Annotated in this window: 25 protein-coding genes; 11 read left to right on the top strand and 14 right to left on the bottom strand. The window is 70.2% G+C overall.

What is annotated here, in order from left to right; all coding sequences use genetic code 11:
* Nucleotides 1-3: 3 nt before the first annotated feature.
* The 4 genes from purL to QSK30_RS06330 all read right to left on the bottom strand — a co-directional run bounded on the left by purL (nucleotide 4) and on the right by QSK30_RS06330 (nucleotide 3,946).
* Complete coding sequence (gene purL, locus QSK30_RS06345; RefSeq protein ID WP_285500324.1) at nucleotides 4-2,277, bottom strand: phosphoribosylformylglycinamidine synthase subunit PurL; 2,274 nt, start codon at nucleotides 2,275-2,277, stop codon at nucleotides 4-6.
* On the bottom strand, nucleotides 2,274-2,945 hold the full coding sequence (gene purQ, locus QSK30_RS06340) for a phosphoribosylformylglycinamidine synthase subunit PurQ (protein ID WP_285500323.1): 672 nt from the start codon (nucleotides 2,943-2,945) through the stop codon (nucleotides 2,274-2,276). The genes purL and purQ overlap by 4 nt, the downstream gene beginning before the upstream one ends.
* Complete coding sequence (gene purS / locus QSK30_RS06335) at nucleotides 2,942-3,181, bottom strand: phosphoribosylformylglycinamidine synthase subunit PurS (protein WP_285500322.1); 240 nt, start codon at nucleotides 3,179-3,181, stop codon at nucleotides 2,942-2,944. Before purS ends, purQ begins: the two co-directional genes overlap by 4 nt.
* Nucleotides 3,182-3,403: 222 nt before the next feature.
* Nucleotides 3,404-3,946, bottom strand: coding sequence for a hypothetical protein (locus QSK30_RS06330; protein WP_285500321.1), 543 nt, complete (start codon nucleotides 3,944-3,946; stop codon nucleotides 3,404-3,406).
* Between the two features lie 111 nt (nucleotides 3,947-4,057).
* Between QSK30_RS06330 and QSK30_RS06325 the strand changes: the two genes are divergently transcribed.
* Nucleotides 4,058-5,050, top strand: coding sequence for an NAD-dependent epimerase/dehydratase family protein (locus QSK30_RS06325; RefSeq protein WP_285500320.1), 993 nt, complete (start codon nucleotides 4,058-4,060; stop codon nucleotides 5,048-5,050).
* A 49-nt stretch (nucleotides 5,051-5,099) separates the two neighbouring features.
* Nucleotides 5,100-6,674, top strand: a complete 1,575-nt coding sequence (locus QSK30_RS06320; protein WP_285500318.1) for a GMC family oxidoreductase — start codon at nucleotides 5,100-5,102, stop codon at nucleotides 6,672-6,674.
* On the opposite strand, the gene QSK30_RS06315 is transcribed toward QSK30_RS06320, so the two are convergent.
* The 4 genes from QSK30_RS06315 to QSK30_RS06300 form a co-directional block, all read right to left on the bottom strand.
* On the bottom strand, nucleotides 6,661-7,074 hold the full coding sequence (locus tag QSK30_RS06315) for a hypothetical protein (protein WP_285500316.1): 414 nt from the start codon (nucleotides 7,072-7,074) through the stop codon (nucleotides 6,661-6,663). The two genes, QSK30_RS06320 and QSK30_RS06315, sit on opposite strands and share 14 nt — an antisense overlap.
* A gap of 72 nt (nucleotides 7,075-7,146) precedes the next feature.
* Nucleotides 7,147-7,947 carry a hypothetical protein gene (locus QSK30_RS06310; protein WP_285500315.1) on the bottom strand — a complete coding sequence of 267 codons (801 nt, stop codon included), beginning with the start codon at nucleotides 7,945-7,947 and terminating at the stop codon, nucleotides 7,147-7,149.
* The gene (locus tag QSK30_RS06305; protein WP_285500313.1) at nucleotides 7,944-8,990 is read right to left on the bottom strand and encodes a DNA-processing protein DprA; all 1,047 of its coding nucleotides are present in this window, start codon (nucleotides 8,988-8,990) and stop codon (nucleotides 7,944-7,946) included. Before QSK30_RS06305 ends, QSK30_RS06310 begins: the two co-directional genes overlap by 4 nt.
* A 14-nt stretch (nucleotides 8,991-9,004) precedes the next feature.
* The gene (locus tag QSK30_RS06300) at nucleotides 9,005-10,480 is read right to left on the bottom strand and encodes an aldehyde dehydrogenase family protein (protein ID WP_285500311.1); all 1,476 of its coding nucleotides are present in this window, start codon (nucleotides 10,478-10,480) and stop codon (nucleotides 9,005-9,007) included.
* Nucleotides 10,481-10,530: 50 nt separating this feature from the next.
* On the opposite strand from QSK30_RS06300, the gene QSK30_RS06295 reads away from it, so the two are divergent.
* The 3 genes from QSK30_RS06295 (at nucleotide 10,531) to QSK30_RS06285 (ending at nucleotide 15,008) form a co-directional block, all read left to right on the top strand.
* Entirely contained in the window at nucleotides 10,531-11,175 is a 645-nt protein-coding gene (locus QSK30_RS06295; RefSeq protein WP_285500308.1) for an MBL fold metallo-hydrolase, read from the top strand.
* A gap of 129 nt (nucleotides 11,176-11,304) precedes the next feature.
* On the top strand, nucleotides 11,305-13,065 hold the full coding sequence (locus QSK30_RS06290; protein WP_285500306.1) for a S8 family peptidase: 1,761 nt from the start codon (nucleotides 11,305-11,307) through the stop codon (nucleotides 13,063-13,065).
* A 185-nt stretch (nucleotides 13,066-13,250) separates the two neighbouring features.
* A complete protein-coding gene (locus QSK30_RS06285; RefSeq protein ID WP_285500304.1) occupies nucleotides 13,251-15,008 on the top strand; it encodes a S8 family peptidase in 1,758 nt (585 codons plus the stop codon).
* A gap of 245 nt (nucleotides 15,009-15,253) precedes the next feature.
* Here QSK30_RS06285 and QSK30_RS06280 read toward each other — a convergent pair whose 3' ends face one another.
* Entirely contained in the window at nucleotides 15,254-16,045 is a 792-nt protein-coding gene (locus QSK30_RS06280) for an SAM hydrolase/SAM-dependent halogenase family protein (RefSeq protein ID WP_285500303.1), read from the bottom strand.
* 38 nt (nucleotides 16,046-16,083) lie between these two features.
* On the opposite strand from QSK30_RS06280, the gene QSK30_RS06275 reads away from it, so the two are divergent.
* Complete coding sequence (locus QSK30_RS06275; protein ID WP_285500302.1) at nucleotides 16,084-16,965, top strand: phosphoribosylaminoimidazolesuccinocarboxamide synthase; 882 nt, start codon at nucleotides 16,084-16,086, stop codon at nucleotides 16,963-16,965.
* Nucleotides 16,966-17,015: 50 nt separating this feature from the next.
* Nucleotides 17,016-17,711: a DUF2334 domain-containing protein gene (locus QSK30_RS06270; protein WP_285500300.1), complete on the top strand. Its 696-nt coding sequence runs from the start codon at nucleotides 17,016-17,018 to the stop codon at nucleotides 17,709-17,711.
* Nucleotides 17,712-17,721: 10 nt separating this feature from the next.
* Here QSK30_RS06270 and QSK30_RS06265 read toward each other — a convergent pair whose 3' ends face one another.
* Nucleotides 17,722-18,669, bottom strand: coding sequence for a helix-turn-helix domain-containing protein (locus QSK30_RS06265; RefSeq protein WP_285500299.1), 948 nt, complete (start codon nucleotides 18,667-18,669; stop codon nucleotides 17,722-17,724).
* A gap of 107 nt (nucleotides 18,670-18,776) precedes the next feature.
* A complete protein-coding gene (locus QSK30_RS06260) occupies nucleotides 18,777-19,982 on the bottom strand; it encodes a S1 family peptidase (protein ID WP_285500297.1) in 1,206 nt (401 codons plus the stop codon).
* Between the two features lie 357 nt (nucleotides 19,983-20,339).
* Here QSK30_RS06260 and QSK30_RS06255 point away from each other — a divergent pair, with 357 nt between their 5' ends.
* Both QSK30_RS06255 and QSK30_RS06250 read left to right on the top strand, forming a co-directional pair.
* A complete protein-coding gene (locus QSK30_RS06255) occupies nucleotides 20,340-20,669 on the top strand; it encodes a hypothetical protein (protein WP_285500295.1) in 330 nt (109 codons plus the stop codon).
* Between the two features lie 195 nt (nucleotides 20,670-20,864).
* Nucleotides 20,865-21,359 (top strand): protein NO VEIN domain-containing protein, encoded by a 495-nt coding sequence (locus QSK30_RS06250; RefSeq protein ID WP_285500293.1) that lies wholly within the window; start codon nucleotides 20,865-20,867, stop codon nucleotides 21,357-21,359.
* Here QSK30_RS06250 and QSK30_RS06245 read toward each other — a convergent pair.
* Nucleotides 21,347-22,363 (bottom strand): DUF4034 domain-containing protein, encoded by a 1,017-nt coding sequence (locus tag QSK30_RS06245; RefSeq protein ID WP_285500291.1) that lies wholly within the window; start codon nucleotides 22,361-22,363, stop codon nucleotides 21,347-21,349. The two genes, QSK30_RS06250 and QSK30_RS06245, sit on opposite strands and share 13 nt — an antisense overlap.
* Nucleotides 22,364-22,420: 57 nt before the next feature.
* Nucleotides 22,421-23,941: a M48 family metallopeptidase gene (locus tag QSK30_RS06240; RefSeq protein ID WP_285500290.1), complete on the bottom strand. Its 1,521-nt coding sequence runs from the start codon at nucleotides 23,939-23,941 to the stop codon at nucleotides 22,421-22,423.
* Nucleotides 23,942-24,110: 169 nt separating this feature from the next.
* Between QSK30_RS06240 and QSK30_RS06235 the strand changes: the two genes are divergently transcribed.
* Nucleotides 24,111-25,187, top strand: a complete 1,077-nt coding sequence (locus QSK30_RS06235) for a hypothetical protein (protein ID WP_285500289.1) — start codon at nucleotides 24,111-24,113, stop codon at nucleotides 25,185-25,187.
* A gap of 127 nt (nucleotides 25,188-25,314) precedes the next feature.
* Here the strand turns inward: QSK30_RS06235 and QSK30_RS06230 are convergent, their stop codons facing one another.
* Complete coding sequence (locus tag QSK30_RS06230) at nucleotides 25,315-25,959, bottom strand: lytic polysaccharide monooxygenase auxiliary activity family 9 protein (RefSeq protein ID WP_285500287.1); 645 nt, start codon at nucleotides 25,957-25,959, stop codon at nucleotides 25,315-25,317.
* A gap of 205 nt (nucleotides 25,960-26,164) precedes the next feature.
* Between QSK30_RS06230 and QSK30_RS06225 the strand changes: the two genes are divergently transcribed.
* On the top strand, nucleotides 26,165-26,629 hold the full coding sequence (locus tag QSK30_RS06225; protein ID WP_285500286.1) for a GNAT family N-acetyltransferase: 465 nt from the start codon (nucleotides 26,165-26,167) through the stop codon (nucleotides 26,627-26,629).
* Nucleotides 26,630-26,757: the final 128 nt, after the last annotated feature.

Here is a 26,757-nt window from a genome sequence, read left to right as displayed (position 1 = left end):
TGGCTAGCCGAACAGCGCGGGGAGGGTGCCTTCCCACGCCTCGCGCAGCTCGGCCAGCGGCAGGTCGCCGATGTCCTGGATCTCCAGCGAGGTCGACTCCGGGTCGACCACGCCGGTGCGCCGCCACGGCAGGCCGCGGGCGGTGCACATCTCGGTGAAGCGCAGCTCCTCCGAGCGGGGCACGGCCACCAGCACCCGACCGGCGGACTCGCTGAACAGCTGGACGAACGGGTCCTGGTCGGGGTCGAGGAAGACCCGGGCGCCGACCTCGCCGATGAGGCAAGTCTCGACCAGGGTCTGCGCGAGCCCGCCGTCGGACAGGTCGTGCGCGGCCGAGATCATGCCGTCGCGCGAGCCCGCCACCAGGATGTCGGCGAGCAGCTTCTCCCTGGCCAGGTCGACCTTCGGCGGGGTGCCGCCGAGGTGGCCGTGCACGAAGTTCGCCCACTCGGACCCGCCGAACTCATCACGGGTGTCGCCGAGCAGCAGCAGGGTCTCGCCCGCCTCGGCGCCGATGCCGGTGGGGATGCGGCGGCGGACGTCGTCGATCACGCCGAGCACGCCGACGACCGGGGTGGGCAGGATCGCGGTGCTGCCGGTCTGGTTGTAGAAGCTGACGTTGCCGCCGGTGACCGGGATGCCGAGCTCCTTGCAGCCCTCGGCGAGACCGCGCACGGCCTGCTCGAACTGCCACATGACCGCCGGGTCCTCGGGCGAGCCGAAGTTGAGGCAGTTGGTGACCGCGAGCGGGGTGGCGCCGGAGACCGCGACGTTGCGGTAGGCCTCAGCGAGCGCGAGCTGGGTGCCGGTGTACGGGTCGAGCTTGACGAAGCGCCCGTTGCAGTCGGTGGCCAGCGCGACGCCGCGGCCGGTCTGCTCGTCGACCCGGATCATGCCCGCGTCGGCGGGCTGGGCGAGCACGGTGCCGCCGCGCACGTAGCGGTCGTACTGCTCGGTGACCCAGCGCCGCGACGCCAGGTTCGGACTCGCCGCCATCCGGACGATCTCGGCCCTGATCTCGTCCGGTGTGGACGGTCGGGCGAGCCGGTCCGGGGTGTCGGCGACCAGCTCGTCCTGGTCGGCGGGCCGGGCGATCGGGCGCTCGTACATCGGGCCCTCGTGCGCCACGGTGCGCGGCGGGACGTCGACGACGGTCTCACCGTGCCAGGTGATGACCAGGCGGTCGCCCTCGGTGACCTCGCCGATCTCGGTGGCGATCACGTCCCACTTGGCGCACACCCGCATGAACGCGTCCACATCGGACGGTTTGACCACCGCGCACATCCGCTCCTGCGACTCGCTGGAGAGGATCTCGGCGGGGGTCATCCCGTTGGCGCGCAACGGAACCCGGTCGAGCTCGACGTGCATGCCGCCGTCGCCGGCGCTGGCCAGCTCACTGGTGGCGCAGGACAGGCCCGCGCCGCCGAGGTCCTGGATGCCGACGACGATGCCCTCGGCGAAGAGCTCCAGGCAGCACTCGATGAGCACCTTCTCGGTGAACGGGTCGCCGACCTGGACCGCGGGCAGCTTCTTGCGACCGGTGCCGCCCTCGTCGCCGGAGAAGGTCTCCGACGCCAGGACGGAGACGCCGCCGATGCCGTCGAGACCGGTGCGGGCGCCGAAGAGGATGACCTTGTTGCCGGTGCCCGAGGCGTGCGCCAGGTGCAGGTCCTCGACCCGCATCGCGCCGACGCAGAGCGCGTTGACCAGCGGGTTGCCCTGGTAGGACGGGTCGAACACGACCTCGCCGCCGATGTTGGGCAGGCCGAGGCAGTTGCCGTAGCCGCCGACGCCCGCGACGATGCCGGGCAGCACGCGCTTGGTGTCGGGGTGGTCGGGGGCGCCGAAGCGCAGCGGGTCCATCACGGCCAGCGGGCGGGCGCCCATCGCCATGATGTCGCGGACGATGCCGCCGACGCCGGTCGCGGCGCCCTGGTAGGGCTCCACGTAGGACGGGTGGTTGTGCGACTCCAGCTTGAAGGTGACCGCCCAGCCGTCGCCGATGTCGACCACACCGGCGTTCTCGCCGATGCCCGCGAGCATCTTGGCCTGCATCTCCGGGGTGGTGTTCGCCGACCAGTGCCGCCAGTGCACCTTGGACGACTTGTACGAGCAGTGCTCGCTCCACATCACCGAGTACATGGCCAGCTCGGCGTCGGTGGGGCGGCGGCCGAGGATCTCGCGGATGCGGGCGTACTCGTCGTCCTTGAGGCCCAGCTCGCGGAACGGCTGCGCCTGCTCCGGCGTGGCCTTGGCGTTGTCAACGGAGTCGATCACGCGGCCACCACCGAGTCGAGCGCGGAGAGGAACATGCCCAGGCCGTCGTCGGACGGGCCGGTGAGCGCGTCGATGGCGTGCTCGGGGTGCGGCATCAGCCCGACGATCCGCCCGGTCGGGTCGGCGATCCCGGCGATGTCGTTGTCGGAGCCGTTGGGGTTGCTCCCGCTGTAGCGGAACACCACGCGGCCCTCGCCCTCCAGCTCGTCCACAGTGGACTTGGCGGCGGTGTAGCGGCCGTCCATGTTCTTCACCGGGATGATGATCTCGGCCCGCGCGTCGTACCGGCTGGTCCACGCGGTGGTGTTGTTCTCCACCTTGAGCCACTGGTCCTTGCAGACGAAGTGCAGACCCGCGTTGCGCAGCAGGGCGCCGGGGAGCAGGCCCGCCTCGCAGAGGACCTGGAAGCCGTTGCAGATGCCGAGCACCGGCAAACCCTTGCGGGCGGCGTCGATGATCTCGCCCATCACCGGCGCGAACCGGGCGATGGCACCCGCGCGCAGGTAGTCGCCGTAGGAGAAGCCGCCGGGGAGGATGACGGCGTCGACCTTCCTGAGGTCGGCGTCACCGTGCCAGAGGGACACGGCCTCGGCCCCCGAGGCGGTGATCGCGCGGGCGGTGTCGCTGTCGTCGAGGGTGCCGGGGAAGGTGACCGCGCCGATCCTCACGACTGCACCCGCCGCACGACGAAGTCCTCGACCACGGGGTTGGACAGGAAGCCCTCGGCGATCCTGGCGAGGGTCTCGTCGTCGACGGAGTCGTCGACCTCGAGTTCGAAGTGCTTCCCCTGGCGGACATCGGAGACACCGGCGAACCCGAGCCGGGGCAGCGCGCGCGCCACCGCCTGGCCCTGGGGGTCCAAGATCTCCGGCTTGGGCATGACATCGACGACAACGCGGGCCACGGCAGGCTGCTCCTGAGTTCGAGAGGCCGGTACCACGGAAGCGTACCTGACCTGGGCGTTCACCCCGCGACCCGCGGTGACCTGCGGCTCGGGTCCCTCGAAGGGGTGAACGGGGTGGAGCGGGGGGCGGGTGCGGGATATGCTGGTGACAGCTCTGGCCCGTAAGCCAGGGAAGTGAGCCCGGTCCCCGTCCGGACGGTCGGCGGCCGGGCTTCGCGCTGTCTACGGCTTGTCACGCAGGTCCACGATCTTGGCCAGGATCGGTTCGATCCGGCGGTGCCAGTCCCCGCCCGCGCCGTAGCACCAGGCCACCGCGTCGGCGATCCACAGCAACTCGTCCTTGGTGCTGTCCAGGTGCTCGTAGACGAGCCCGGTGGCCCGTGGCCACTTCCCGAGCGCGCGGCGGATGACGAAGCGGTCATCCTCGTCACGAACAGCCCGACTGTCCAAGACCAGGCGTTGCGCCTGGATGTCGAGCGAATCCTCGATCAGCTGGGCAACGCACAGCCGCCGAGCCCGCTCCTCGCCACGCGAGCAGCGGGCGTGGTAGATCCACACCTCCAATGGCTCATCGACCAGTCGAGAGATGACGGCTTTCCGTCTGGACGGGGTCTCCTTCTTGAAGTGCACCTCCCGCTGCCCGGGCAGGAGCATGCCGCGCAGGAGCTTTCGCAGGCGGTGCAGCTCGCCGGGCTCAACCAGGGCGGCGGCCAACAGGTAGTGCTTGTTTCGACGGGATTCATCGACGAAGACGTGCAAGGTCACCCTGGGCAGATCGGCTGTTGCCAGCCGGTCCTGGATCGCTCGAACGGGTGTTCGGTGTTCGCTCGGGGCGAGAAGGGTGGCGGGCGGCGGGCGGGCACGTCAGGGTGGGGTATGCGACTTCTGGTGCTCGGCGGCACGCGGTTCCTCGGTCACACGGTGGCGGCCGAGGGGGTACGGCGCGGCCACGACGTTGTGTGCGCGGCTCGCGGGCAGGCCGGGGCCGTCCCCGAGGGGGCGCGTCTGATCACAGTGGACCGGGACGCCGAGGACGGGTTGGACCCGCTCAGGGGCGAGCGGTTCGACGCCGTCGTGGACGTCGCGACGATCTCCTACGAGTGGGTCCGGCGGGCGCTGGACGCGCTCGGCGACCAGGTCCGGCACTGGACCTTCGTCTCCTCCATCAGCGCCTACGCCGACCACACCGCCCCGCCCACCGGCGTCGGCGACCCGCTGCTGCCGCCGAAGGCCGTGCACGGCACCCGGGAGGCGAACCTGGCCGATCCCGAGCTGTACGGGTCGATCAAGGTCGCGAGCGAGAACGCGGTGACGGCGGCGGTCGGGGCGAAGGCGTTCATCGTCCGGGCGGGGTTGATCACCGGGCCGGGCGACGAGTCCGACCGGTTCGGCTACTGGGTGCAGCGGTTGGCCCGGGGTGGCCGGGTCGTGGTCCCGGACGTGGACCAGCGGACCCAGTTCGTCGACGTGCGGGACCTCGCGGCGTGGATCATCGATGCCGCCGAGCAGGGGACGACGGGGGTCTTCGACGGGATCGGGCCCTCGGTCGGGTTGCTGGACCTGCTCGCCTCGATCGCGGACATCATCGGGGCCGAGGTCGAGTTCGTCCCGGTGACCCCGGACGACCTCGCCGAGCTCAAGGTCAACCACTGGGCGGGCCCACGGTCGCTGCCGCTCTGGCTGCCCGCGACGCACGCGGCGATGACCGGGCGCGACGCCGCGCCCGCGCTCGCGGCCGGGTTGACCCCGCGCGCCCTGGTCGACGCGGTGCTGGGCACGCTAGAGCACGAGCGCGAACTCGGTGTCGACCGGCAGCGCAAAGCGGGGCTCAGCGCGGCGGAGGAAGTCGAGGTGTTGGACGCGCTCTAGGAGGTTACTCGGGAGTATGTTGGGGGATCGCCGAGTCCGGGAGGTCCCCATGACCGAGTCGTTCGACTACATCGTGGTGGGCGCGGGCAGCGCGGGCTGCGTGCTCGCCGCCCGGCTCAGCGCGGACCCGGACGTGAGCGTGCTGCTGCTGGAGGCCGGTGGCGCGGACGACGCCGACGAGATCAAGATCCCGGCGGCGTTCTCCTCGCTGTTCAAGACCAAGTGGGACTGGAACTACGAGACCGTCGAGCAGAAGCACCTGGGCGACCGGTCGGCGTACTGGCCCCGGATGAAGGGCCTCGGCGGCTGTTCGTCGATGAACGCGATGATCTACATCCGCGGCAACCGCGCCGACTACGACGGCTGGCGCGACGACTTCGGCGCCGTCGGGTGGGGCTACGACGACGTGCTGCCCTACTTCGTCAAGGCCGAGCGCAACAGCAGGCTCGCCGGTCCGCTGCACGGCACCGACGGCCCGTTGCACGTCGAGGACCGGCGCTACACCCACGAGCTGACCACCGCCTGGGTCGAGGCCGCCGTCGCCGCTGGGCTCAAGCGGACCGACGACTTCAACGGCGCCGAGCAGGAGGGCGTGGGGCTCTACCAGGTCACCTGCCGCCGCGGGAAGCGCTGGTCCACCGCCGACGCCTACCTGCGACCCGCCCTCGACAGGAAGAACCTGACGGTCCGCACCGGCGCGTTCACCACCCGGGTGATCTTGACCGGCACCCGCGCGGTCGGCGTGGCCTACGAGCACCTGGGCGTCGCGACCGAGGCCCGAGCCGACCGCGAAGTCCTGCTCAGCGGCGGCGCGGTGAACTCGCCACAGGTGTTGATGTTGTCCGGGATCGGGCCCGCCGAGCACCTGCGCGAACTGGGCATCGACGTGGCGGTGGCGCTGCCGGGGGTGGGCGGCAACCTGCACGACCACCCGGCGGCGCCGGTCATCTGGACCACCCGCGACACCACCGACCTGGTCGACTTCTCCACCCCCGCGCGCCTGGTCCAGTGGCAGGCGACCGGACGAGGCCCGCTGACCTCGAACATCGGCGAAGCGGGCGCGTTCCTGCGCACCCGGGACGGCTTGTCCGCACCGGACATGCAGTTCCACGTGGCGCCGACCATGTTCTACGACAACGGCATGCGCGAACCCACCGCACCCGGCTTCACCTCCGCGACAACCCTGGTCGCCCCCGCCAGCCGCGGCACGCTGCGGCTGGCGTCGGCCGACCCGCACTGGCGCCCGCTGATCGACCCGGCCTACTACACCGACCCGGCGGACCTGGAAGCCCAGATCGCGGCGTGCCGGGTGCTCGAGGAGATCGGCTCCCACGCCCCACTGCGGCGGTTCCTGGACCGGCCGTACCTACCGGAGCGCACCCTCACCGACGCCGAACTCGCCGACCACATCCGGGCGTGGACCCAAACCCTGTACCACCCGGTCGGCACGTGCGCGATGGGCGTCGGCGAACAGTCCGTTGTGGACCCGACTTTGGGCGTCCACGGCGTCGACGGCCTGCGCGTGGTGGACGCGTCGGTCATGCCGGTGGTGCCGCGCGGGAACACCAACGCGCCGACGATCATGCTGGCGGAGAAGGCAGCCGACCTGATCACACGAGGTTGACCCAGCCCAGCCAGTCGAGGTTGAACGCGATACCGGCGACGGCCGCGAGGATGGTCGTGCACCCCACCGCGGTCTCACCACGCAGGTGCGGGTAGCGCAGGCGGTTGAGAGTGTGCAGGACCGTGAGCACCGCACCGACCGAGGCCACGACCAGGCCGATGGTGAAGATCGTGTCGCCGGGACCGATACCGAAGATCCACACACCGAGGAGGGTGAGGACCTCGGGGGTGAGCACGTAGGCGAGGCCCGCGGCCATCTCCTCACCCACACCGTCGTAGTTCGTGGGCTCATCCGGCACCCAACCACGACGCATCGCCCGCTTGGCGGTGTCAACGATCGCATAGGTGACCACCACGAGCCCGAACGCGACGATCGACAGGACCGTACTGGCTTCCCCCATGCGGCACCCCTCTCAGGCGCCACAGGCTATGTGATCAAGAGGCGTCCCCGTGCCCGGCAGAAGGGTGATCACTCACGGACAGGTCCCACCCGACACCGGGCAGACAAGGGCGTCGTACGGCGTGTCGAGCGAGTCCAGCATCGCCTTGTGGTCAGGCGCCCGGTAGTCGCACCAACGTCCCACGACCAATGCCGTGACGTGTTCGGCACCCGCGTCGCGCAGGGCCACCGCGGCGGACTGCACCTTGGCTCCCGAGGTCCAGGTGTCGTCGACGACCATCACGTGCCGCCCACGAACGCGACTCCGGTTCTGACCGGAAAGCTCAAACCGGTCGGCCCTGACGGTGCGGTCGTAACCGGGGTCGCTGCCCGGCCCCAGCCCGAGCACGACGTGCGCCGCCCGATCCACACCCAGGCCCGAGACCTGACGAGCCAGGGTCACCACCGGGTGGTCGGTTCCCGGGTGCCGAACGGATGGGACGAACGTGATGGCCGAACACGGGCCGTGCGCGTCGGCGATGCAGTTCCCGTGCAGTCGGGTGGCCACGCTGACCATCGAGGCCAAGTCGGTCGCGCACTTGCGCACTGGCCAAGGCTCTTGCTTGTACGCGCGCACTGTGTGCGCCGACTGGTGCGGACCACCAGGCGCGTACCCCTTGACGTAGGCGAGGAGCACAACCTGCGAGGCCAACCGGTCACCGAACTGCTGGCGCTGCCTGCCGCATTGGGAGCACAGCGAACCCGTCGCGACCGGAGGCACGCCGCAGTTGGCGCAGTGCGATCCGGGCGGTCCATAGCGGACATTGCGGAAGAACGCGCCGACGCGCTGCCGGAGGATGTCGCGATACGCCGCACGGGCCGCGTTCTCCGTCATTCACCGACCATAGCGAGCAATTCGGCCAACTGGGCCGACTCGTCGAGGACATCGCGCACCAGCCGGAGAGCCGAGGCGGCATCCGTTGCCACGAACACCCCGGGCTCGTCACACAGCCGCCTGCCCCAGTTCGTCCCGCGCGCGACGGCGTCCAGGAGGACAACCGGCCTACCGTGCGCGACCGCGGACCTGGCCTGGATCCGGGCACCGCTCTGCTCACCCGCCTCGACCACGACGGTCGCTCGGCCGTAGGCGCTCATGGTCGCGTTCCGCATGGGGAAGGTCTGCTTCGTCGGCGGGGTGTTCGGCCAGAACTGGGAGAGCAGCAGGCCGTTGGCGGCGATCTTCTCGTGCAGGGCCCGGTTGGCCGCCGGGAAGTACTTGGTGATGCCGGTCCCGATGACCGCCACCGTGCGCCCGCCCATCGCCAGGGTCGCCTCGTGCGCCGCGGTGTCGATCCCCTCCGCCAGGCCGGACAACACAGTCACGCCGTCCGCGGTGAGCGCGCAGGCGATCTCGGCGGCCGTGCGCAGCGCGGCGGGCGAGGCACCGCGCGATCCCACCACCGACACCGCCGACTCTCCGGGCACGAGTGTGCCCCGGGCGAACAGGACCGGCGGCATCTGGTGGACCTCGCGCAGCTGGGCCGGATAGCCGTCGTCCAGGAAGGTCAGGAACTCGAAGTCGGCCGATCGCCACTGGTCGACCTCGGCCCGCGCGGCCGCGAGCAGCTCAGCGTCGTCAGGGCCGTCGGACGCGAAGAGGGCCTGCGGCCTGGTTTCCTCCCACAGGGCACGCGCGCTTCCACGCTCGGCGACCTCGGCGGCGATCTGCGGCCAGGACATCCCGTCTGGACGTACGCGGAGCAGCGCCACGAGCACCGCGCGCTCTTCGTCGTCCCAGCCGCCCATGCCGGACAGCCTAGGTCGTGCGCCGTTCGTGGGGGAGACCAAGCCGTGGTCGCCACCGAGCGTTCTCATCCACACCTCCCACAGCACCAGGGTATCGAACGCACGTTCGATGTCCAGGGTCTGCGAGAGCATTCACCCGACAGTGGTCAGCGGCGTTTGCCGTGCAGGAGGGTGATGAGCTTGGCGACCTGGGCGTCGACCTTCTTGGTGCGGGCGAAGGTCGTGAGGACCAGCGGGGCGCGGAAGCGCTGGCGGGTGATCGCCTTCGGGCGGCCGAACTCGCGCAGGCCCTCCGGCCCGTGGATCCGGCCGAAGCCCGAGTCGCCGACGCCGCCGAACGGCAGGGACGGGACGCCCGCGAAGCTGATCACGGAGTTGACCGCCACCATCCCCGTGCGCAGGCGTCGGGCCAGGTCGAGGCCTTGGGAGCGGGAGAACACCGAGCCGCCGAGGCCGTACTTGGAGTTGTTGGCCTTGTCGATCGCCTCGTCCATGGTGGCGACCTTGGCGATGGTCAGCGTCGGTCCGAAGGTCTCCTCGCGGACCGCTTCCGCGTCCTCCGGGACATCCACCAGCACGGTCGGTTGCACGTACCGTGCGTCGTCTGTTCCGCCGACCAGTGCTCGGCCGCCGCGCTTGATCGCGTCGGCGATGTGCCTGCGGATGATGTCCACTTGGGACGGCATGGTGATCGGGCCGATGGCCGCGTCGTCGTCGAAGCCGGGGCGGATGGCGGTGGCCTTCGCCACGACCTTGGCCACGAACTCGTCGTAGACGCGCTCGTGCACGTAGACCCGTTCGATGCCCACGCAGGTCTGGCCCGCGTTGGAGATGCCGCCCCAGACCGCCGCGTCGGCGGCCGCCTCGAGGTCGGCGTCGGCGTCGACCAGCAGGGCGTCCTTGCCGCCCGCCTCGATCAGCACCGGGGTCAGGGTTTCCGCGCAGGCGGCCATGATCTTCTTGCCGGTGCCGGGGGAGCCGGTGAACGCGATCTTGGCGACGCCCGCTCGGCAGAGCGCCGCGCCGGTCTCGCCGAAGCCGGTGACCAGCTGGAACACCGGCTGCTCGGGCACCGCCTCGGCGAAGGAGTCGGCCAGCCAGCGGCCGACGCCGGGGGTGTACTCCGAGGGTTTGAAGACCACGGCGTTGCCCGCGGCGAGGGCGTAGGCGATCGAGCCCATCGGGGTGAACACCGGGTAGTTCCACGGGCCGATGACCCCGACCACGCCGAGCGGCTGGTACTCGACCGTCGCCGCCTGGTTGGCCATCAGCAGCCCGGACGACCGCCGGTGCTGCCCGAGCACCTTGCGCGCGTTCCTGGCCGCCCACTCGGTGTGGTCGATGGCCAGGATGATCTCCAGCATGGCGTCGCCGTGTGGCTTGCCGGTCTCGGCGTGCACCACCTCGGCCAGCTGCGCGGAGCGCCGGGTGAGCACGCCCTTCCACCGCCGCAGCCGCTCGGCCCGCCCCGCGAAGCCCAGGCCCGCCCACCACAGGGCGGCGCCACGGGCCCGCTCGACGGCGGCCTCGACCTCCTCGGCCGAGTGCACCGGGTGGGTGCCCACGACCTCGTCGGTCGCCGGGTTGAGCGAGTCGAAGGTCTTGGCCGCGACGGTGGTCATACCCGCCAAGCTACCCGCCGGTACGGCCTCCTGGCGATACCCTCGCTGACGTGAAGGTGACACATCTCGGCCACTCGTGCGTCCTGCTGGAGACCGCCACCGCGCGGCTGCTCATCGATCCCGGTGTCTGGTCGGAGGGCTTCGAGGACCTGCGCGACCTCGACGCCGTGCTGGTCACCCACCAGCACTACGACCACCTCGACGCCGAGCGGCTGCCCGCGCTGATGGCCGCCAACCAGCACGCCGAGCTGATCGTCGACCCGGGTTCGGCGGCGGACGTCGCGAAGGTCGGGTTGGCCGCGCGCACCGTCCGCCCGGGTGACGCGGTCGAGCTCGGCGGGGCGGTGGTCAACGTCGTCGGCGGCGAGCACGCGGTCATCCACCGGGACATCGAGATGCCGCCCAACGTGGGCTACGTCGTCGACCACGGCGCCTTCTACCACCCGGGCGACTCACTGTTCGTGCCCGAGCAGGAGATCGACACCCTGGGCCTGCCGACCGGCGCGCCTTGGCTCAAGCTCGGCGAGGCGGTCGACTTCCTGCGCGCGGTGGCGCCGCGGGTGGCGCTGCCGATCCACGAGCTGACGCTGAGCCAGGCCGGGATCGGGATGGCCTACCGGCGGTTCAGCGATTTGGCCCCGGAAGGGGCTCGGGTCGAGGTACCCACAAAGGGTGAACCGATTGATCTCGGCTGACGAACTTCGCAAAGATCCTACGTTCGGGCGTCCCGTTCACGTAGTTCTTCCGTCTTGACTGGTGTTTGGGGCGACCTGCGCCCCGGCCGCCGGCCGGGGAAAAGCCCCACCGAGCAGTCGGAGGACACCGTGTTCCTGCGTACCCACTCCCGGTTCCGGCGGGCGGCCACCGTCGCCGTCGTCGGGGCCTGCGTCGCGGTCGGCCTGGCGGGCACCGCCCAGGCCGCGCCCGGCATCCCGCCCAAGCCGGTCGCGCCGACCGCCGCCGCGGCGGGCCTGCGCGCCTACCTGGTCATCACCGCGCCGAACACCACGTCCGGGGCGAAGACCGCGGTCGCCACCAACGGCGGCACCGTCTTCTCCTCCTACGACGCGATCGGCGTGATCGTCGCGCACTCCAGCGCCGCCGACTTCGCCACCAAGATGCGCGCGGTCTCCGGTGTGCAGCAGGTCGGCGCGACCCGCACCACTGACGTGCCCAGCCAGGCGAGCAACCCGCCGATCCCGGCCGCGCCCGCGCAGACCACGCCCACGGCAGCCGAGACGAACCGGGTCGACATGACCCAGATCGGCGCCGACCAGGCCTGGCAGGTCACCACCGGCTCGCCGTCGGTGACCGTCGGTGTGCTCGACACCGGTGTGGACGACCAGCACTACGACATCAAGCCGAACTTCGACGCCACCAAGTCGGCCTCCTGCGCCTACGGCAAGCTCGACACCCGGGCGGGCTCGTGGCGGCCGCAGGGCGACCACGGCACGCACGTCGCGGGCACCATCGCCGCGGCCAAGAACGGCAAGGGCGTGGTCGGCGTGGCCCCCGGGGTCAAGCTGGCCTCGGTGCGCATCGCCGAGGACCCGAGCGGGCTGTTCTTCGCCGAGAACACCATCTGCGCGTTCGTCTTCGCCGGTGACCAGGGCTTCAAGGTCACCAACAACAGCTACTACTCCGACCCGTGGCTGTTCAACTGCCCGAACAACGCCGACCAGGCCGCGATCCTGGAGGGCGTGAAGCGCGCTGCGGGCTACGCCGAGGGCAAGGGCGTGCTCAACGTCGCCGCCGCGGGCAACGAGAACTACAACCTGGCGAGCAAGTCCAACGACACGACCAGCCCCAACGACTCGACGCCGACCACCCGCACGATCACCAACGCGTGCCTGAGCGTGCCGACCGAGCTGCCCAGCGTGCTGACCGTGTCGTCGATCAACTCGTCGAACGCCAAGTCGTCGTTCTCCAACTTCGGCACCGACAAGGTCCACCTGGCCGCCCCCGGCGACAACGTCTACTCGACGCTGCCCGGTGGCAAGTACGGCAACCTGTCCGGCACCTCGATGGCCTCCCCGCACGTCGCGGGCGTGGCCGCGCTGCTGGCCAGCGTGAACCCGGCGCTCACCCCGGCCGAGCTGCGCGCCCGGCTGGCCACCCAGGCCGACGACCTGGCCTGCTCGGACAGCCGCTGCGCGGGCACCACGGCGAAGAACAACTTCTTCGGCGAGGGCCGGGTCGACGCCAAGGAGGCCGTCGGCGGCGGCACGCCCCCGACCGGCAAGGTCTTCGAGAACACCAACGACGTGAGCATCCCGGACGCGGGCGCGGCCGTGCAGAGCCCGGTCACCGTCTCGGGCGTCTCGGGCAACGCGCCCGCCACGCTGAAGGTGGACGTCAACATCGTGCACACCTTCCGCGGCGACCTGGTGATCGACCTGGTCGCCCCGGACGGCTCGACCTACCGGCTCAAGGCGTCCTCCACCAGCGACTCGGCCGACAACGTGGTCGCCACCTACACGGTGAACGCCTCGACCGAGGTCGCCAACGGCACCTGGAACCTCAAGGTCCAGGACACCTACCGGTCCGACACCGGGTACATCAATTCCTGGAAACTGACGTTCTAGACATTTGGACCGCTTTCCTGTAATTCTTCGAAGGCCGCTCCCCACCGGGAGCGGCCTTCGATTTTTTGCGGTTTAACTGGGCCATCCGACCCCTTTTTTCACCAGCTATTCGAGAATGCGGTGTTTGTGGTCATCATTGCCTCCGAGAGGGGCTTCCCTGCCCCCTTGACCGCTCGGAGGACACCGTGTTCCTGCGTTCCCGCGCCGGGCTGAGGCGGACGGCGTTCATCGCCGCCCTCAGCGTCGGCCTGATCATGCCCATGGCCGGCGTCGCCGCCGCCGGGCCCGGCAACCCCGGGACCCACCGGTCGGCCGCGGCCGCCGCGGGCCTGCGCGCCTACCTGGTCATCACCGCGCCCAACAACACCAGCGGCGCCAAGTCCGCGGTGTCGAGCAACGGCGGCGTCGTGTACGCCTCCTACGACGCCATCGGCGTGATCGTGGCGCACTCGACCGCCGCGGACTTCGCCTCGAAGATGCGCTCGGTGTCCGGCGTGCAGCAGGTCGGCGCCTCGCGCACCTCCGACGTGCCCGCCGCCTCGTCGAACCCGGCGATCCCGACCCTGCCGTCGGAGACCACCCCGACGGCGGCGGAGACCTCGCGCCCGGACATGACCCAGATCGGCGCCGACAAGGCGTGGGACATCAACACCGGCTCGTCGAGCGTGCTCGTCGGCGTCATCGACACCGGCGTGGACGACCAGCACTACGACCTCAAGCCCAACTTCGACGCCTCGAAGTCGGTCTCCTGCGCCTACGGCAAGGCCGACACGCGCGCTGGCGCGTGGCGCCCGGTCGCCGACCACGGCACGCACGTGGCGGGCACCATCGCCGCGGCCAAGAACGGCAAGGGCATGGTCGGCGTCGCCCCCGGCGTCAAGATCGCCTCGATCCGGGTGGCCGAGCCGACCTCCCAGCTGTTCTTCCCGGAGAACGTGGTCTGCGGCTTCATGTACGCCGGTGACAACGGCTTCGCGGTCACCAACAACAGCTACTGGACCGACCCGTGGTGGGCCAACTGCCCGGACAACGTCGACCAGGCCGCGATCATCGAGGCGGTCAAGCGCGCCGCCGACTACGCCACCGGCAAGGGCGTCCTCAACGTCGTCGCGGCGGGCAACGAGAACACCGACCTGGACAACAAGTCCAACGACACGCTCAGCCCGGACGACTCCACGCCCACCAGCCGCCCGGTCACCTCGGCCTGCAAGATCGTCCCGGGCGAGCTGGACTCCTCGCTGACGGTGGCCTCGATCACCAGCAGCAACACCAAGTCCTCGTTCTCGAACTTCGCGAACAAGGTCAACGTGGCCGCCCCCGGCGACAACGTGTACTCGACCCTGCCAGGTGGTGGATACGGCCAGATGTCGGGCACCTCGATGGCCACCCCGCACGTGGTGGGCGTCGCGGCACTGCTCAAGAGCGTGAACCCGAGCGCCACCCCGGCCGACCTCAAGGCGAAGATCGCCGAGCAAGCCGACGACCTGGCCTGCAACGACAGCCGCTGCAAGGGCACCACCGCCAAGAACACCTTCTACGGTGAGGGTCGCGTCGACGCGCTGCAGGCCGTGCAGGGCACCACCCCGCCGCCCACCGGCGGCCCGTGGGAGAACACCGACGACGTCCAGATCGCCGACAACGGCGCAGCCGCCACCTCGACGATCACCATCGCCAACCAGACCGGCAACGCCCCCGCCGCGCTGAAGGTAGACGTCAACATCGTCCACCCCTACCGCGGCGACCTGGAACTGACCCTGATCGCACCGGACGGCAGCACCTACACCCTGGTCCGCGCCAACCCCGGCGACGGCACGGCGAACTTCGTCACCCAGTACACAGTGGACGGCTCAGCAGAAGCCGCCAACGGCGCCTGGAAGCTGTCCGCGAAGGACACCGCCACCTACGACACCGGTTACATCAACTCCTGGAAGATCACCTTCTAAGAGCACCACGACACCCCGCGGTCACAGCAACACAGTTCAGGCGCCCGGCCCCAGCCGGGCGCCTGACGCTTTCCGCCCTCCAGTCCACTTTGCCCAGTACCCACCACCACCCACACCAACCGCACCCGGCAGCCCACAACACCCCCTGCCGACCACACCCGCCCCTGCATCCCATACGCAGCCAAAACACGGGCTGCGTATGGGATGCAGGAGCCCCAGGGCAGGAGAACCCAGAAAAACAAAGATCAGCGACGAGCCAAGAGCAGCACAGCCCGCACCCCAGGCTCAGCCTTCAACAGCCGAGCAGCCGACCCCCCGTTCACCGCGATCGCCACCTGCCCCGCCGAATCCACCAGCACCACAGCCGCACCCGCAGGCGCGTCCCCGAACGTCCGCCCCACCACCGCCAACAACGACCGGTCCCCGACCTGCGCGTGCACCCGGGTTCCCACCTCCACCCCGAGATCACGCACAGCCAGTTGGATGTTCCCGAACGTATCGATCCCGACGGCCTCAGTGGTGACCCGCCCAGGCTCGAACACCGTCACCGGCTCCGGTAACCGGACCAGGGACGAGGGATCGACCAGCGGCCCAACCGAAGCAAGATCAGCACCGAGGGCGATCCGCGCCGCTGTGGGCGCGAAGATGTCGCGCCCGTGGAACGTCGCCGACACCGGGTCCAAATGGAACACCGTCAGCTCGCGCGCCTCGACGATCCCGCCCAGCGCGGCGGCCGCCGGGATCAGCAACCCGTTGTCCGGCCCGACCAGCACCCCGCTCGACGTCACCAGCGCGATCGGGCGACGGCTCGTGCCCACCCCGGGATCGACGACCGCCAGGTGGACGGCCACGGGCAGGTACGGCACGGTCTGCGCCAGGATCGCCGCGCCCCGCCGGACGTCCTGCCGCGGTACGTCGTGCGTCACGTGCAGCACCCGCACAGTCGGGGCGGTGCGCGCGATCACGCCTTCGCAGGCGGCCGGGAAGCCGTCGGCGAGGCCGTAGTCGGTGGTGAAGGAGATCCAGTCGTACCCCACGGCGCCAGTGTCCAGGACTGGCCGTAGGGTGCACAAACGTGGCAACGCTGGCTGATTACCCGAAGATCGCCGCGGGCAAGGTCCGCGAGCTGCACGCGATCGATGACGAGCACCTGCTGCTGGTCGCCTCCGACCGGATCTCGGCCTACGACTTCGTGCTGGAGTCGCCGATCCCGGACAAGGGCCGCGTGCTCACCGCGATGAGCGTCTTCTGGTTCGAGCTGCTCGGCGACCTCGTGCCCAACCACCTGGTGGCCTGGGACGACGACCGGATCCCGGCGGAGGTGCGCGGGCGGGCGCTGGTCGTGCGCCGGTTGTCGATGCTGCAGGTCGAGGCCGTGGCGCGCGGGTACCTCGCGGGCTCCGGCACGCTCGACTACAACCGGACCGGCGCGGTGTGCGGGATCTCGCTGCCGCCCAGGCTGGTGGAGGGGTCGCGGCTGCCGTCGCCGATCTTCACGCCCGCGACCAAGGCGCCGCTCGGGTCGCACGACGAGAACGTGGACTTCGCCGCGGTCGTCGCGGAGATCGGGCCGGAGCACGCGGCCCGCGTCCGGGACCTGACCCTGGCGGTCTACGAGCGGGCGGCCGCCTACGCCGCCGAGCGCGGCGTCATCCTGGCCGACACCAAGTTCGAGTTCGGCCTGCTGGACGGCGAGGTCGTCCTGGGCGACGAGGTGCTCACGCCGGACTCGTCGCGGTACTGGCCGCTGGAGACCTACGCGCCGGGCCGGGCGCAGCCGTCGTTCGACAAGCAGTACGTGCGCGACTGGCTGACCTCGGACGAGTCGGGCTGGGACCGCGCGTCGAACACGCCGCCGCCCCCGCTGCCCGATGCGGTGGTCGAGGCCACCAGATCGAGGTATGTGCAGGCGTACGAGCTGGTCACCGGCCGGAAGTTCGCCGACTGGATCGGCTGAGTAACCGCCCGCGACACCTGGTAGTCATCCGTGCCGGTTGTGCTGGTGGGGTGACGGCACGACTGGTGGTCTCGCTGTCCGGGATCGACTCCCGGACCCTGCACCGCTGCGCCGATCTCGCCGAGGAACTGGGCAGGCGCGCGGTGCCGATGTCGCTTCTGGTCGCCCCGCGGCTCGCGGGTGCGGCGACCGAATGGGTGCGCACCCGGCACGCCGCCGGCGACGACGTCCTGATGCACGGCTTCGACCACACCCTCGTCCCACGCGCCCGGACGGTGTCGCTGGCGCGCCGGGCGGAGTTCTCCACGCTGCCCGCGCACGAGGCCGGGCTGCGGCTGACCGCGGCGATGGCCGCGATGGAACGCGAGGGCCTGCCCATCGACGGCTTCGCGCCACCGCGTTGGATGGCCTCGCGCGGCACGGTGATCGCGTTGGAGCGCAAGGGTTTCCGCCTGTGCGCGGACCTGATGTCCATCCGCGACCTCAGTTCGGGCACCCACCTGCGGGCGCGCGTGCAGTCGCTGCGCAGCCACGAACGCGCCGAGACGTGGCGGTGCTTCGCCCTGGTCCTGGCCGCCGCCCGCACCACCCGCCGCGGCGGGTGCCTGCGGCTGGCCATCGATGCCACCGACCTCATCCGCCCCGGCTACCGCACGGCGTTCCTGGACGCGGTCGACGTCGCCCTGCAGAACGACGCCACCGCGCTGACCTATCGCGCCGCCGCAATAGCGGTTCCCGTCGGCTGAGGAACACCGGCTACTTCCACTGCCAGGAGATCCCGTAAACGCCGACGAGGCTTTTCGGGACAAAGGTGTGGACGGTTTGGGAGGCGTCCACGATGAGTCGGCGCCGTTGTTTCTGCGCAGCGGGGACTCTGTCGCGGTAATAGCCGTAACAACGGATCGGCAGCGCCTCGGCGGCGAATCGCACGCGCAGGAGCATGCCGTGCACGGGGGTCCGGAACCGGTGCTCGTGCAGCCGGGACGGGACCGGGCTCTCGCCGAGGACGGTGTCGTAGTCGACCAGCACCGTCTCGTTCTTGGCAAGGGTCCGGCCGAAGCGGATCTCCGCCGCGAGGAACCCGTTGGTCGTGTCGACCCGGACATCGCCCAGCCGCCCCGCGCGCACGCGGATGTCCGTGGGCATCACATCGCCCTCGTCCACGCCGTGCACGACCAGGAAGCGGTCTTGGTCGTCGCGCACCGCGCGCAGCACCTGGGTCGTGGTGATCAGCCGCAGCGAGCGGCCCGCGTCGACGGTGCAGGACTGGGTAAGGGTCATCGGCAGGATGCCGTCGTTGAAGTTCTCGAAGGTGCCACCCAATATCCCCCGGATGGGTGAGTCGTCGCCGTAGAGGCGACGGCCCGTGGCCTCACTGGCGGCGTCGGACAGCCTGCCCCGCGGTTTCGGCGGGTCCAGCAGGTCGAACAGGGTGTTCGACGGCAGGTCCAGGATGGACTCCAGCTCGCGCAGGGCGCGCAGCGACTTCGCCCGCTCCGGTCTGCTGCGGCCCTGCTGCCAGTAGCTCAGCGTGGCCAGGCTGATGTCCACGCCGCGGGCGGACAGCCTGCTGCGGATGCGGTCCAGCGTGAGGTCGCGCCGGTGGATCGCGGTGCGCAGCGCGTCGCCGAAGGTCTCTTTGCGCAGCACCTCGTCGGGACCGGAATCGGCGGTCCGGCCCGACCGCTGCGGGATAGCGGTCACGGCTCTCACTTCGTCGCGGTTCTCGGTACAGCGAGGACGAAGTATCACCCGATAACACTCATCGCCGCCACCCCTGTGGGGGTGGCGGCGACGGTGCGTGATCGGAATCAGCCCGTGATCAGGGTGAGGCCGTAGTACGAGAGCGCGTCGCTCAGCGGCTGGAAGTAGGAGGACTTCCCACTCTGGTTGCCGCCGTTGAAGGTGCACTGCTGGTTGGTCGGGCCGCCCGAGGTCATGCCCTGGGCCTGGTTGCCGGAGATGTAGGCGCCGCCGCTGTCGCCGCCCATGGTGCAGACGGTGGAGCTGCCCAGCCCGCGGACCACGGTGTCCGGGCCGCCGTTGCGGTCGACGTAGGTGACCGTGACGTTGTAGGCCTTGATGGTGCCGCAGGTCCAGCCGGTCGTGGCGCCGGACTTGCAGATCGACGAGCCGACGGCCGCGCGCGTCCCGCCGCGCACCGCGATGTTGCCCTGCGCGCCCCAGGTGCCGACCTGGCCCGCGATCGAGTTGCCCGAGGTCACCTGGGCCACGCCCATGTCCACGCTCTGGGTGCCCAGCTTGTAGCGGGTGCTGGTGCCCTTGGCGAACGGCGAGTTGTTGTAGTAGAGGGTCGGCAGGCCCGCGATGCAGTGACCGGCGCTGACCAGGTACTGCGCGCCGGAGGAGTTGCGGGCACCGAAGCCGACCGAGCAGTAGCCGCTACCGCCGTTGATGGTCATCTTGCTGCCCGGGTACACCGTGGCCTGGGCCTGCAGGCGCTGGCCGGTGCGCACGACCTGGACCGCGGACCCGTACCGGGCGGCGTCGGCGAGGAACGCCTTGGCCTGCGGCCGGGACTCGTCGGCGACCTCGACCTTGACCACGTCGGCGGCCACGTCGACGCTCCAGGCCGCGATGCCCGCGGGGACCTGCCGGGTGGCGGCCTGGTCGAGCTCCGCCTGGACGCGGTTGAGCGCGGCCTCGCCGCGGGCGGGGGTGCGCACCGCGAGACCAGCCGAGCGCGCCTTGGCGGCGGACCCCGCGTCGGTCGTGTTGACGGTGAGGGTGCCGCTCGCGTCGACGAAGGACCCGTCGGTGCGCAGACCGGCGCGGGTCAGCTCGGTGAGCTTCTGCTGCTGGTCGGACTCCCGGTCCAGCCGCGCCACGGCCGCCTTCTCGTCCACACCCAGCGTCTGCGCCAGCACCGACACCATCTCCGGCTGGTACTTGGGCTGCGCCGCGGTGGCCGAGGACCCGCCGACCACGAGTGCGGCCGGGACGACCGCACAGGCGACAGCGCCCGCGATGAGGCTCTTCCTGAGGTTGGTTGACATAAACCATGCCTTTCTCGACCGGGGTCGGCGCACGCAGGGGAGGAATGCGCGAACTGCCCTATCCGCGCATTACCAGTACGCCAATCCCCGGGCGGCCGAGGGGGACACCCGACCGCTGGGAAATCACTCTCCTACCTGTCCCCGTTCACAGACAAGAGCAACTGTGAAGCCGCTTTTCACAGACGGCGAACCCGACATTGAACACCTCCGCGGCACGTGATCAGCACCGCGCAGGCGGCCACCGGGGACACGACAGTTCCACGTCACTTCAAGGGCAAAGCGCGTGCCTGCCGCGCCACCGGCCATAGCATCGGCCTCCCGGATTCGAAGAAGCGACGAGGAAAGCGGAGGTGCGCGGTGCCCGACGAGCGGATCGCGAGATTCCAGGTGGCCTTGGACCAGGTGCTGCAGAAGTCCAAGGAGAACAAGTACGACGACGTCACCCTTTCCCTCTCACTGACCGCACTCCAGGTCGCCATCGACCACACCGACCCGGACAAGGCCCTCACCACCTTCGAGGACTGCGCCGACCTCTACGCCGCCCAGGACCAGCCGGACGACACGGCGGGCCTCCGCCTGGGCAGGCTGAGCAGCGACCTGCACACCCTGCTCACCGAAAGTGGTGAACCGGCGCAGGAGAACGAGCCGCAGACGAACCACTGGAACTCCGGCACCGAAGGCCAGTAGCGACCGCCCCGATGGGCGCCTCCGGGCGCCCACGGGTGCGCCGGACCTGTGATGATCACCCCGTGGTGCACGAGGCCCTGCGCGCGGTCCTGGAAGCGCAACGCGCGAGATCCCCTGGCCAGAGTGCATTTGGCAAGCTGGTCGCCACCCGCTAGCTGAACGACGTGTACCTAATTCGACGCGCACTACGAAGCGGTGTTCCTGACGCTGATGCAGGGCACCACCCATCGGATAGGCAAGACCTGCGCGGCTCGCGTCGTTTGGGCACCTCCCGCGTTGGCGGGGCGGCGGCGGGCGGGCCAGCGGACTCGGCTGAGCCAAGCCGAGCGCACCGCCATCGAGTCGCACGCCGTGCGGGTGGCGTCGGACCACTTGATCAGGCAGGGCTTCACGATCCGCGACGTCGGCGCCACCGAGTCCTACGACCTCGACGCGCGGCGGACCGGTGAGCGCTTGTTCGTCGAGGTCAAGGGCACCACCTCGGCAGGCGAGCAGGTGATCCTGACCAAGAACGAGGTCGACCTCAACCGGTCCGAGCACCCGCACACCATGTTGGTCGTGGTCAGCCGGATCCACCTCGACCACGCGGCGAGCCCACCGCGGGCGTCCGGTGGGGTGCTGGAGGTGACGCACCCGTGGCTGGTGGCAGAAACGGCGCTGGAGCCGATCTCCTACCGCTACACCCGCTGACGGGCGCCCTTGCAAGCGTCCACTCTGGACTTGAGGAACCACAGGCGCGGCTTCTCGTGCATGGACCAGGGTTCGCCATCGGCATGTGGTCCCAGCGCGCGGAACTGGACAACCGCCTCGTCGAAACGCTTGTTGGGCAACAGGGTGTGGATGACCCAGCCGCGTTCGTTGCGGGTCAGGATGGTGTTGCTGTCCTCGCTCGCCAGCCGCGCCTGCACCACGTCGAGCGCGGTGAGCACGGATGGGCTGCTCCACAGTTCGTCGTCGTGTTCGAAAGCTGCGATCAACGGCAGCACTGCCAGCCGGGGTGACGTGGCTGCGACGCGGGTGGCGAAGTCGGTCATCAGGTCGTGCGAGCCCGCCCACTTCGCGCACCAGTACTGCAGAGCGTGCAGGTGGCCGACGTGGTGCAGTGGGTCGCGGGCGATGAGCTGGTCCCACACCGCCGCGAAATCCTCGTGGTGGTAGGACAATCCGCGAGCCAGGTTGACGTGGATGGACCACGGTGTCGGATCTTCTGGCGCTTCGGCCGCCGCCGTGAGCGCCGCCGACCGGGCTTCGACCAAGACCCGGTGGAAGCCCGCGAACTGTTCACCAGTCGTGTTCACCGCGCGCTGGGCTCCGCGAACTTGCCAGGCGACGATCACCAGCGTTTGGGCCTGCACCACCGCGTGCCCCGGGTCGTCCGGCCGGGCCGCCTGCCACGCGCGCAGCCACGTGTCGTCCTGCACCGCTACCTCGGCAAGCGCACGCACGACCAGAACCCTTGCTTCCCAGTCACCCCAGGTCTCCTCGAGGCGTCCGGCTGCAGGCTCCCAGTTGCCCTCGCGGGCCGCGGTGACGACAACCTGGAGCGACGGGTCGACGTACCGCTCGGCGCTGACCTCGCTGTTGGGCACCAGTCCCCACTTGGCCATGTCGAGCTGGGGCAGCATCAGCGCGGCCACCACATCCGACGGCAACGCGGCAGGCGCGACGCCGAGCCTGCGTGCCTCTTGTCGCACCCTGCGCAGGATTACCAGGTTCTTGGGATTGAGAAAAGAAAGCATTTAACCCTCCAGTTAGGACTGCCTGGCCGGGCGGAAGTCCGCCGCGATGCCCGCGCCAGCCAGCAGCTCCCGCAGACCGGTGGTGTCTGGTCGCTCGGCGACGGCGGCCTCGACCAGGTCGGGGACCTCGGTCAGGTCGAACCCGCTCGCGTCGAGGTGGGCCTGGCCGCGCCAGTCGAGGTGCCAACGTGCGTGGCGCGCGTCGACGAAAGCCAGCAATACCAACCTGGTCAGCTCCTGGCTGACGATCTCCCGTGCCAGCTCCCGGCGGGCGCGGGCACCTGCGACCGGGTCGCCTGGTTTGCGGTCGTTCGGGGCCAGGTCGGCGAGCCGGTCGGCGTCGAGCGCGTCGAGGACGGCGCCCAGGCTCGGATCGCGGTCGAGCACGTTCGCCGCCGCGTTCAGCAAGCGCTTGGTGTCGAGGAAGATCTGGTGGCGCACGCCGATGTGGCCGAGGGTGACCCAGTCGACGCGTTTCTTGCGTTCGGCGTCTGCTACCAGGGTCAGCATCAGCGACCGGTCCATGAGCGGCACCGGGTTGTCCACCAGCTCGACCGCGGGCCGGTCGTCCCACTCCCGGGCCGGCTGCGCGTCGAGCGCCTCGATGGCCGCGATCCGGGCCGCGGTCGGCGGGTGCGAGTCGTAGGGACCACGGTCCTCATCGGCATCCTCTTGGCGGATGTCCTCTAGCACCGGGTGCAGTTCGGGAGCGGCGCGCAGCAGGGCGAACCCGTCGAACATGGTCTTCGGCAGGTAGCCCGCTGACCAGGCGACAGTCAAGTGCCGGTCGACGAACAGCTGCCACGCGACCGAGATGACACGCATCTCGCGCAGGGCGCTCGCGGTCGCCGACGAGCCCGCGATCCGGGCCGATACGGCGTCGGCGGCGAACTCCTGGCGGCGGCAGATCGCGCTGGAGAGCCGGACGTAGAGCTTGGTGTAGACCAAGAACAGCTTGGCGAACAACTTCTGCAGCAGGTGCTCCGGGTTCATCCCGTCGACCAGTCGGACCAGCGCGTCGCGGCCGGTGACCACCACGCCCGCCAACCGGGTGTCGCGGTTGCCGTAGTGGCCCAGCTCGTGCGCCAGGACGGCGGCGAGCTGCTTCTCGGTGAGGCACATCAGCAGCGGCGCGCCGATATACATCCGGCGGCGCAACACCAGCAGCCCCAACAACCTGGTCGACTCGGACACACCGGCGTTCACCGCCGCGATCACCCGGATCTCGTCGGGCGCGCGGGTGCCCACCTCGTCGGCCAGCCGGTGCACCAGCTCCCACAGCCGCGGCTGCTGCTCGGGGGTCACCGCGACCCCGGCGAGTTCCTCGTCGACCCGGCGTTCGGCGGTGACCAGCGCGGCGAGCACCGCGAAGATCGCGGGCACCACGAACAGGCCGATCTTCACGCCGGCCAGCACCGATGCGCTCAGCGCCCACACCTCAAGCGCGACCAAGCCGCCCACCAGCGCCAACGCGAGCAGGTAGAACCCGACCAACATCGCCACCGCGATGACGGCGCGCAACGACACGAGCATGACCCCAGTGACCTCTCCCCAGTGCCGACCCCCCGATGCGGCATGGGGAAGTGTGCACCACGACTCGGGGACTCGCCAAGCCCTGGCGACGCGCTGTGCCAAACGGTGCACGTAACGCCACGGCCGTTCAGCCGATGCAGAGTCGTACACCGTCCAGGGTGGAGGACCGATGTTCGAGAACTCCTCTGCGGGGTTGGTGCTGTTCGACGCCGAGGTGAAGGTCGTGGTCACCCGGGAGGAACACCACCAGTCCGCGCTCAGCCGCTACCAGGTGCCCGAAGGGGCAGAGCGACCCGTGGCCGCCGAGCTCGGGTGGTGCACGGTCAAGTCGGGCAGGCACCGGGGCGCCCAGGCGATCGAGGTGCGGCTGGACGGCAGGCGGGTCGGCGAGCTCACGCACCTGATGTCGCAGCGCTACGGCAGGCTCGTGACGTCGGTGCTGACCGGTGGCGGGAAACCGGGGTGCGCGGCGGTGGTCCAGTTGGGACCCAAGGGTTTGGAGGTCGTACTGCGGTTGCCGCGGGACCCCGACACCACGCCGCTGGTCCCCCCGATGACGCCGGTGGCGACCGCCGTGCTGCCCGCGCCGATGCCTGCTCCGGCGCCGACCAGGTTCCCCATCCCCGCGCCGACGGCCGCCTCGGTCCCGACTGCGGTCCCGATGGCGCACCCGTCCCCGGTTCCGCGCCGTGCCTCCGCGATCCGCAAACCTGTCTGGATCGCGGCAGCGGTCATCGCCTTGGTCTTCGTGGCGGCGATCGCGTCCAAAAAGGACTCGGCAGCGCCGACCGCGGCCATCGGCACCACGGCGCCGCCCACCACCACCTCGTCCACGACCACCGCGACGAGCTCAACGACGACCTCGGTCGCTCCGACCACAACGGTCGACCCGGTGACCACACCGGAGATCGCCGCTCCGGTCGCGCCGAGTGTTCCGGTCGCACCGCCAGTCGCGCCGCCGGTGATCACCACCACGGTCGCACCGCCGCCGAAGCCGGTGGCCCCGCCCCCTGCGGTGACCACGACGCGGCCACCCGCGCCGAAGCCCGTCACCACCACCACCAAACCGCCCGCCGCGCCGTCCGGGTGCGACCCGAACTACTCCGGCTGCGTCCCGATCGCCAGCGACGTCGACTGCGCGGGCGGCAAGGGCAACGGCCCGGCGTACGTCGCGGGCCCGGTGCGGGTCATCGGCCGGGACATCTACGGCCTGGACAACGACAGCGACGGCATCGGCTGTGAGTGAGCGCCGTGGGGAGTGACCAGCCACTCCCCACGGCGCCCGCTCTGTTCAACAATAGGATAGTAGTATTGTTCAACAATCGGACAATCCTATTGTTCACACATAGGATCGTTGAACCAGGCCGGGAACCTCAGTTGAAGATCACGTCCGAGCAGGAGTAGAACGCCTCCCCGCTGTCGGGGTAGTGGCGCTGCCAGATCGCGTAGATCAGGTGCCTGCCGGTGCGCCCACCGGGCAGGGTCGCCCGCAGTTGGTACGCCCCACCGCTGACCGGCGGGTTCAGCTGCTTGTAGAACGGCGTCGCCTCGAGGTCGGACCACTTGAGCGGCTTGGTGGGGTCGTAGCCCGCCTTGGTCACGTACAGCTCGAAGGTCCCCGGGTGCGCGGCGGTCTCCTTGTACTGGAAGGTGAACGCCCCACTGCTCGGCAGCGTCGTCGCAGGCCAGTCGGCCCGGGGCAGGTCGAGCCCCTTGTACTTGTCCCGACCGGCGCTGCACAGCTTGCCGTCTGGGATGATCTCCCGGCTGCGCCCGTTGGCGTTGGCCAGGTTGACCTCGTCCCAGTCGTAGAGCGGCCAGCTCTGCCCGACGGCCACGGCCGCCTTGCACGCGGCGGACTTGGGGTTCTCGGGCCCCTCGGTGAAACACCGGTAGATCCGGCTGGGCGGGTTGCTCATCGACCCGTGCGCGTAGGCGGGTGCCACGAGCACCGCGCTCATCGACACGAACACCCCGGTGAGCGCCACGAGCACGGCGGCGGAGCGGCGGAGTCCCATCACAGTCTCCCTTCGTCAAAGGTCTAGACCATTATCAATCTTCGACCGCCGCCGCGATACCCCCAATCGTCGCGAGTGGGGGACTTTCAAACCACAGATCAAAACGGACACCTCGACTGTGCGGTTTGTAGCCCGCGAAGACATTGACCCGGCGGGACTTCTCCGCTGCACTCGTCCCCACCCCGAGCCGCATTGCGAGGAACGCATGGAAATCGAGTTCACCCGCCTGCCCCGGATCAGCCCGGCGGCGATCATCGCGCTGATGAACAGCCCGTCGGTCCGCAAGCACATGCCGCTTTCCACCGGCACTTTCGACGAGAGCGAGTGCGCCGCTTTCGTGGCCGCCAAGGAACAGGTCTGGGCCGAACACGGCTACGGCCCGTGGGCGTTCCGCACGGCCGAGACCTTCCTCGGCTGGGGCGGCCCGCAACCCGAGGGCGATGACGTCGACATCGCGCTGGTCCTGGGTCGCGAAGCCTGGGGCCTGGGCAGGCGCCTGCACGACGAGGTGGTCACCCGGACCTTCGCCGAGGTCGGCTGCGCGTCGGTCACCGTCCTGCTCCCGTCGAGCAGACCACCCACCCACGCCCTGCACCGGCTCGGCTACGCCGCCGACGGCGAGACCGAGATCGACGGTCACCGCTTCCTCCGCTACCGCCTGCGCGCATAAGCGGAACGCGGTCCCATGTGGACTCCCCCTCCGGGTGGACAGGGGTGGTCATCACCGGGAGCGATGAGGCCGCGCACCGCGAACGACCAGGCTCAGCCACGGCGAACCCGTGTTCGTCCCACCGAAGG

It is taken from the genome of Actinokineospora sp. NBRC 105648, assembly GCF_030269645.1.
Taxonomy (GTDB): Bacteria; Actinomycetota; Actinomycetes; order Mycobacteriales; family Pseudonocardiaceae; genus Actinokineospora.
The sequence above is the reverse complement of the archived record's forward strand: the minus strand, read 5'-3'. Positions and strand labels throughout refer to the sequence as shown.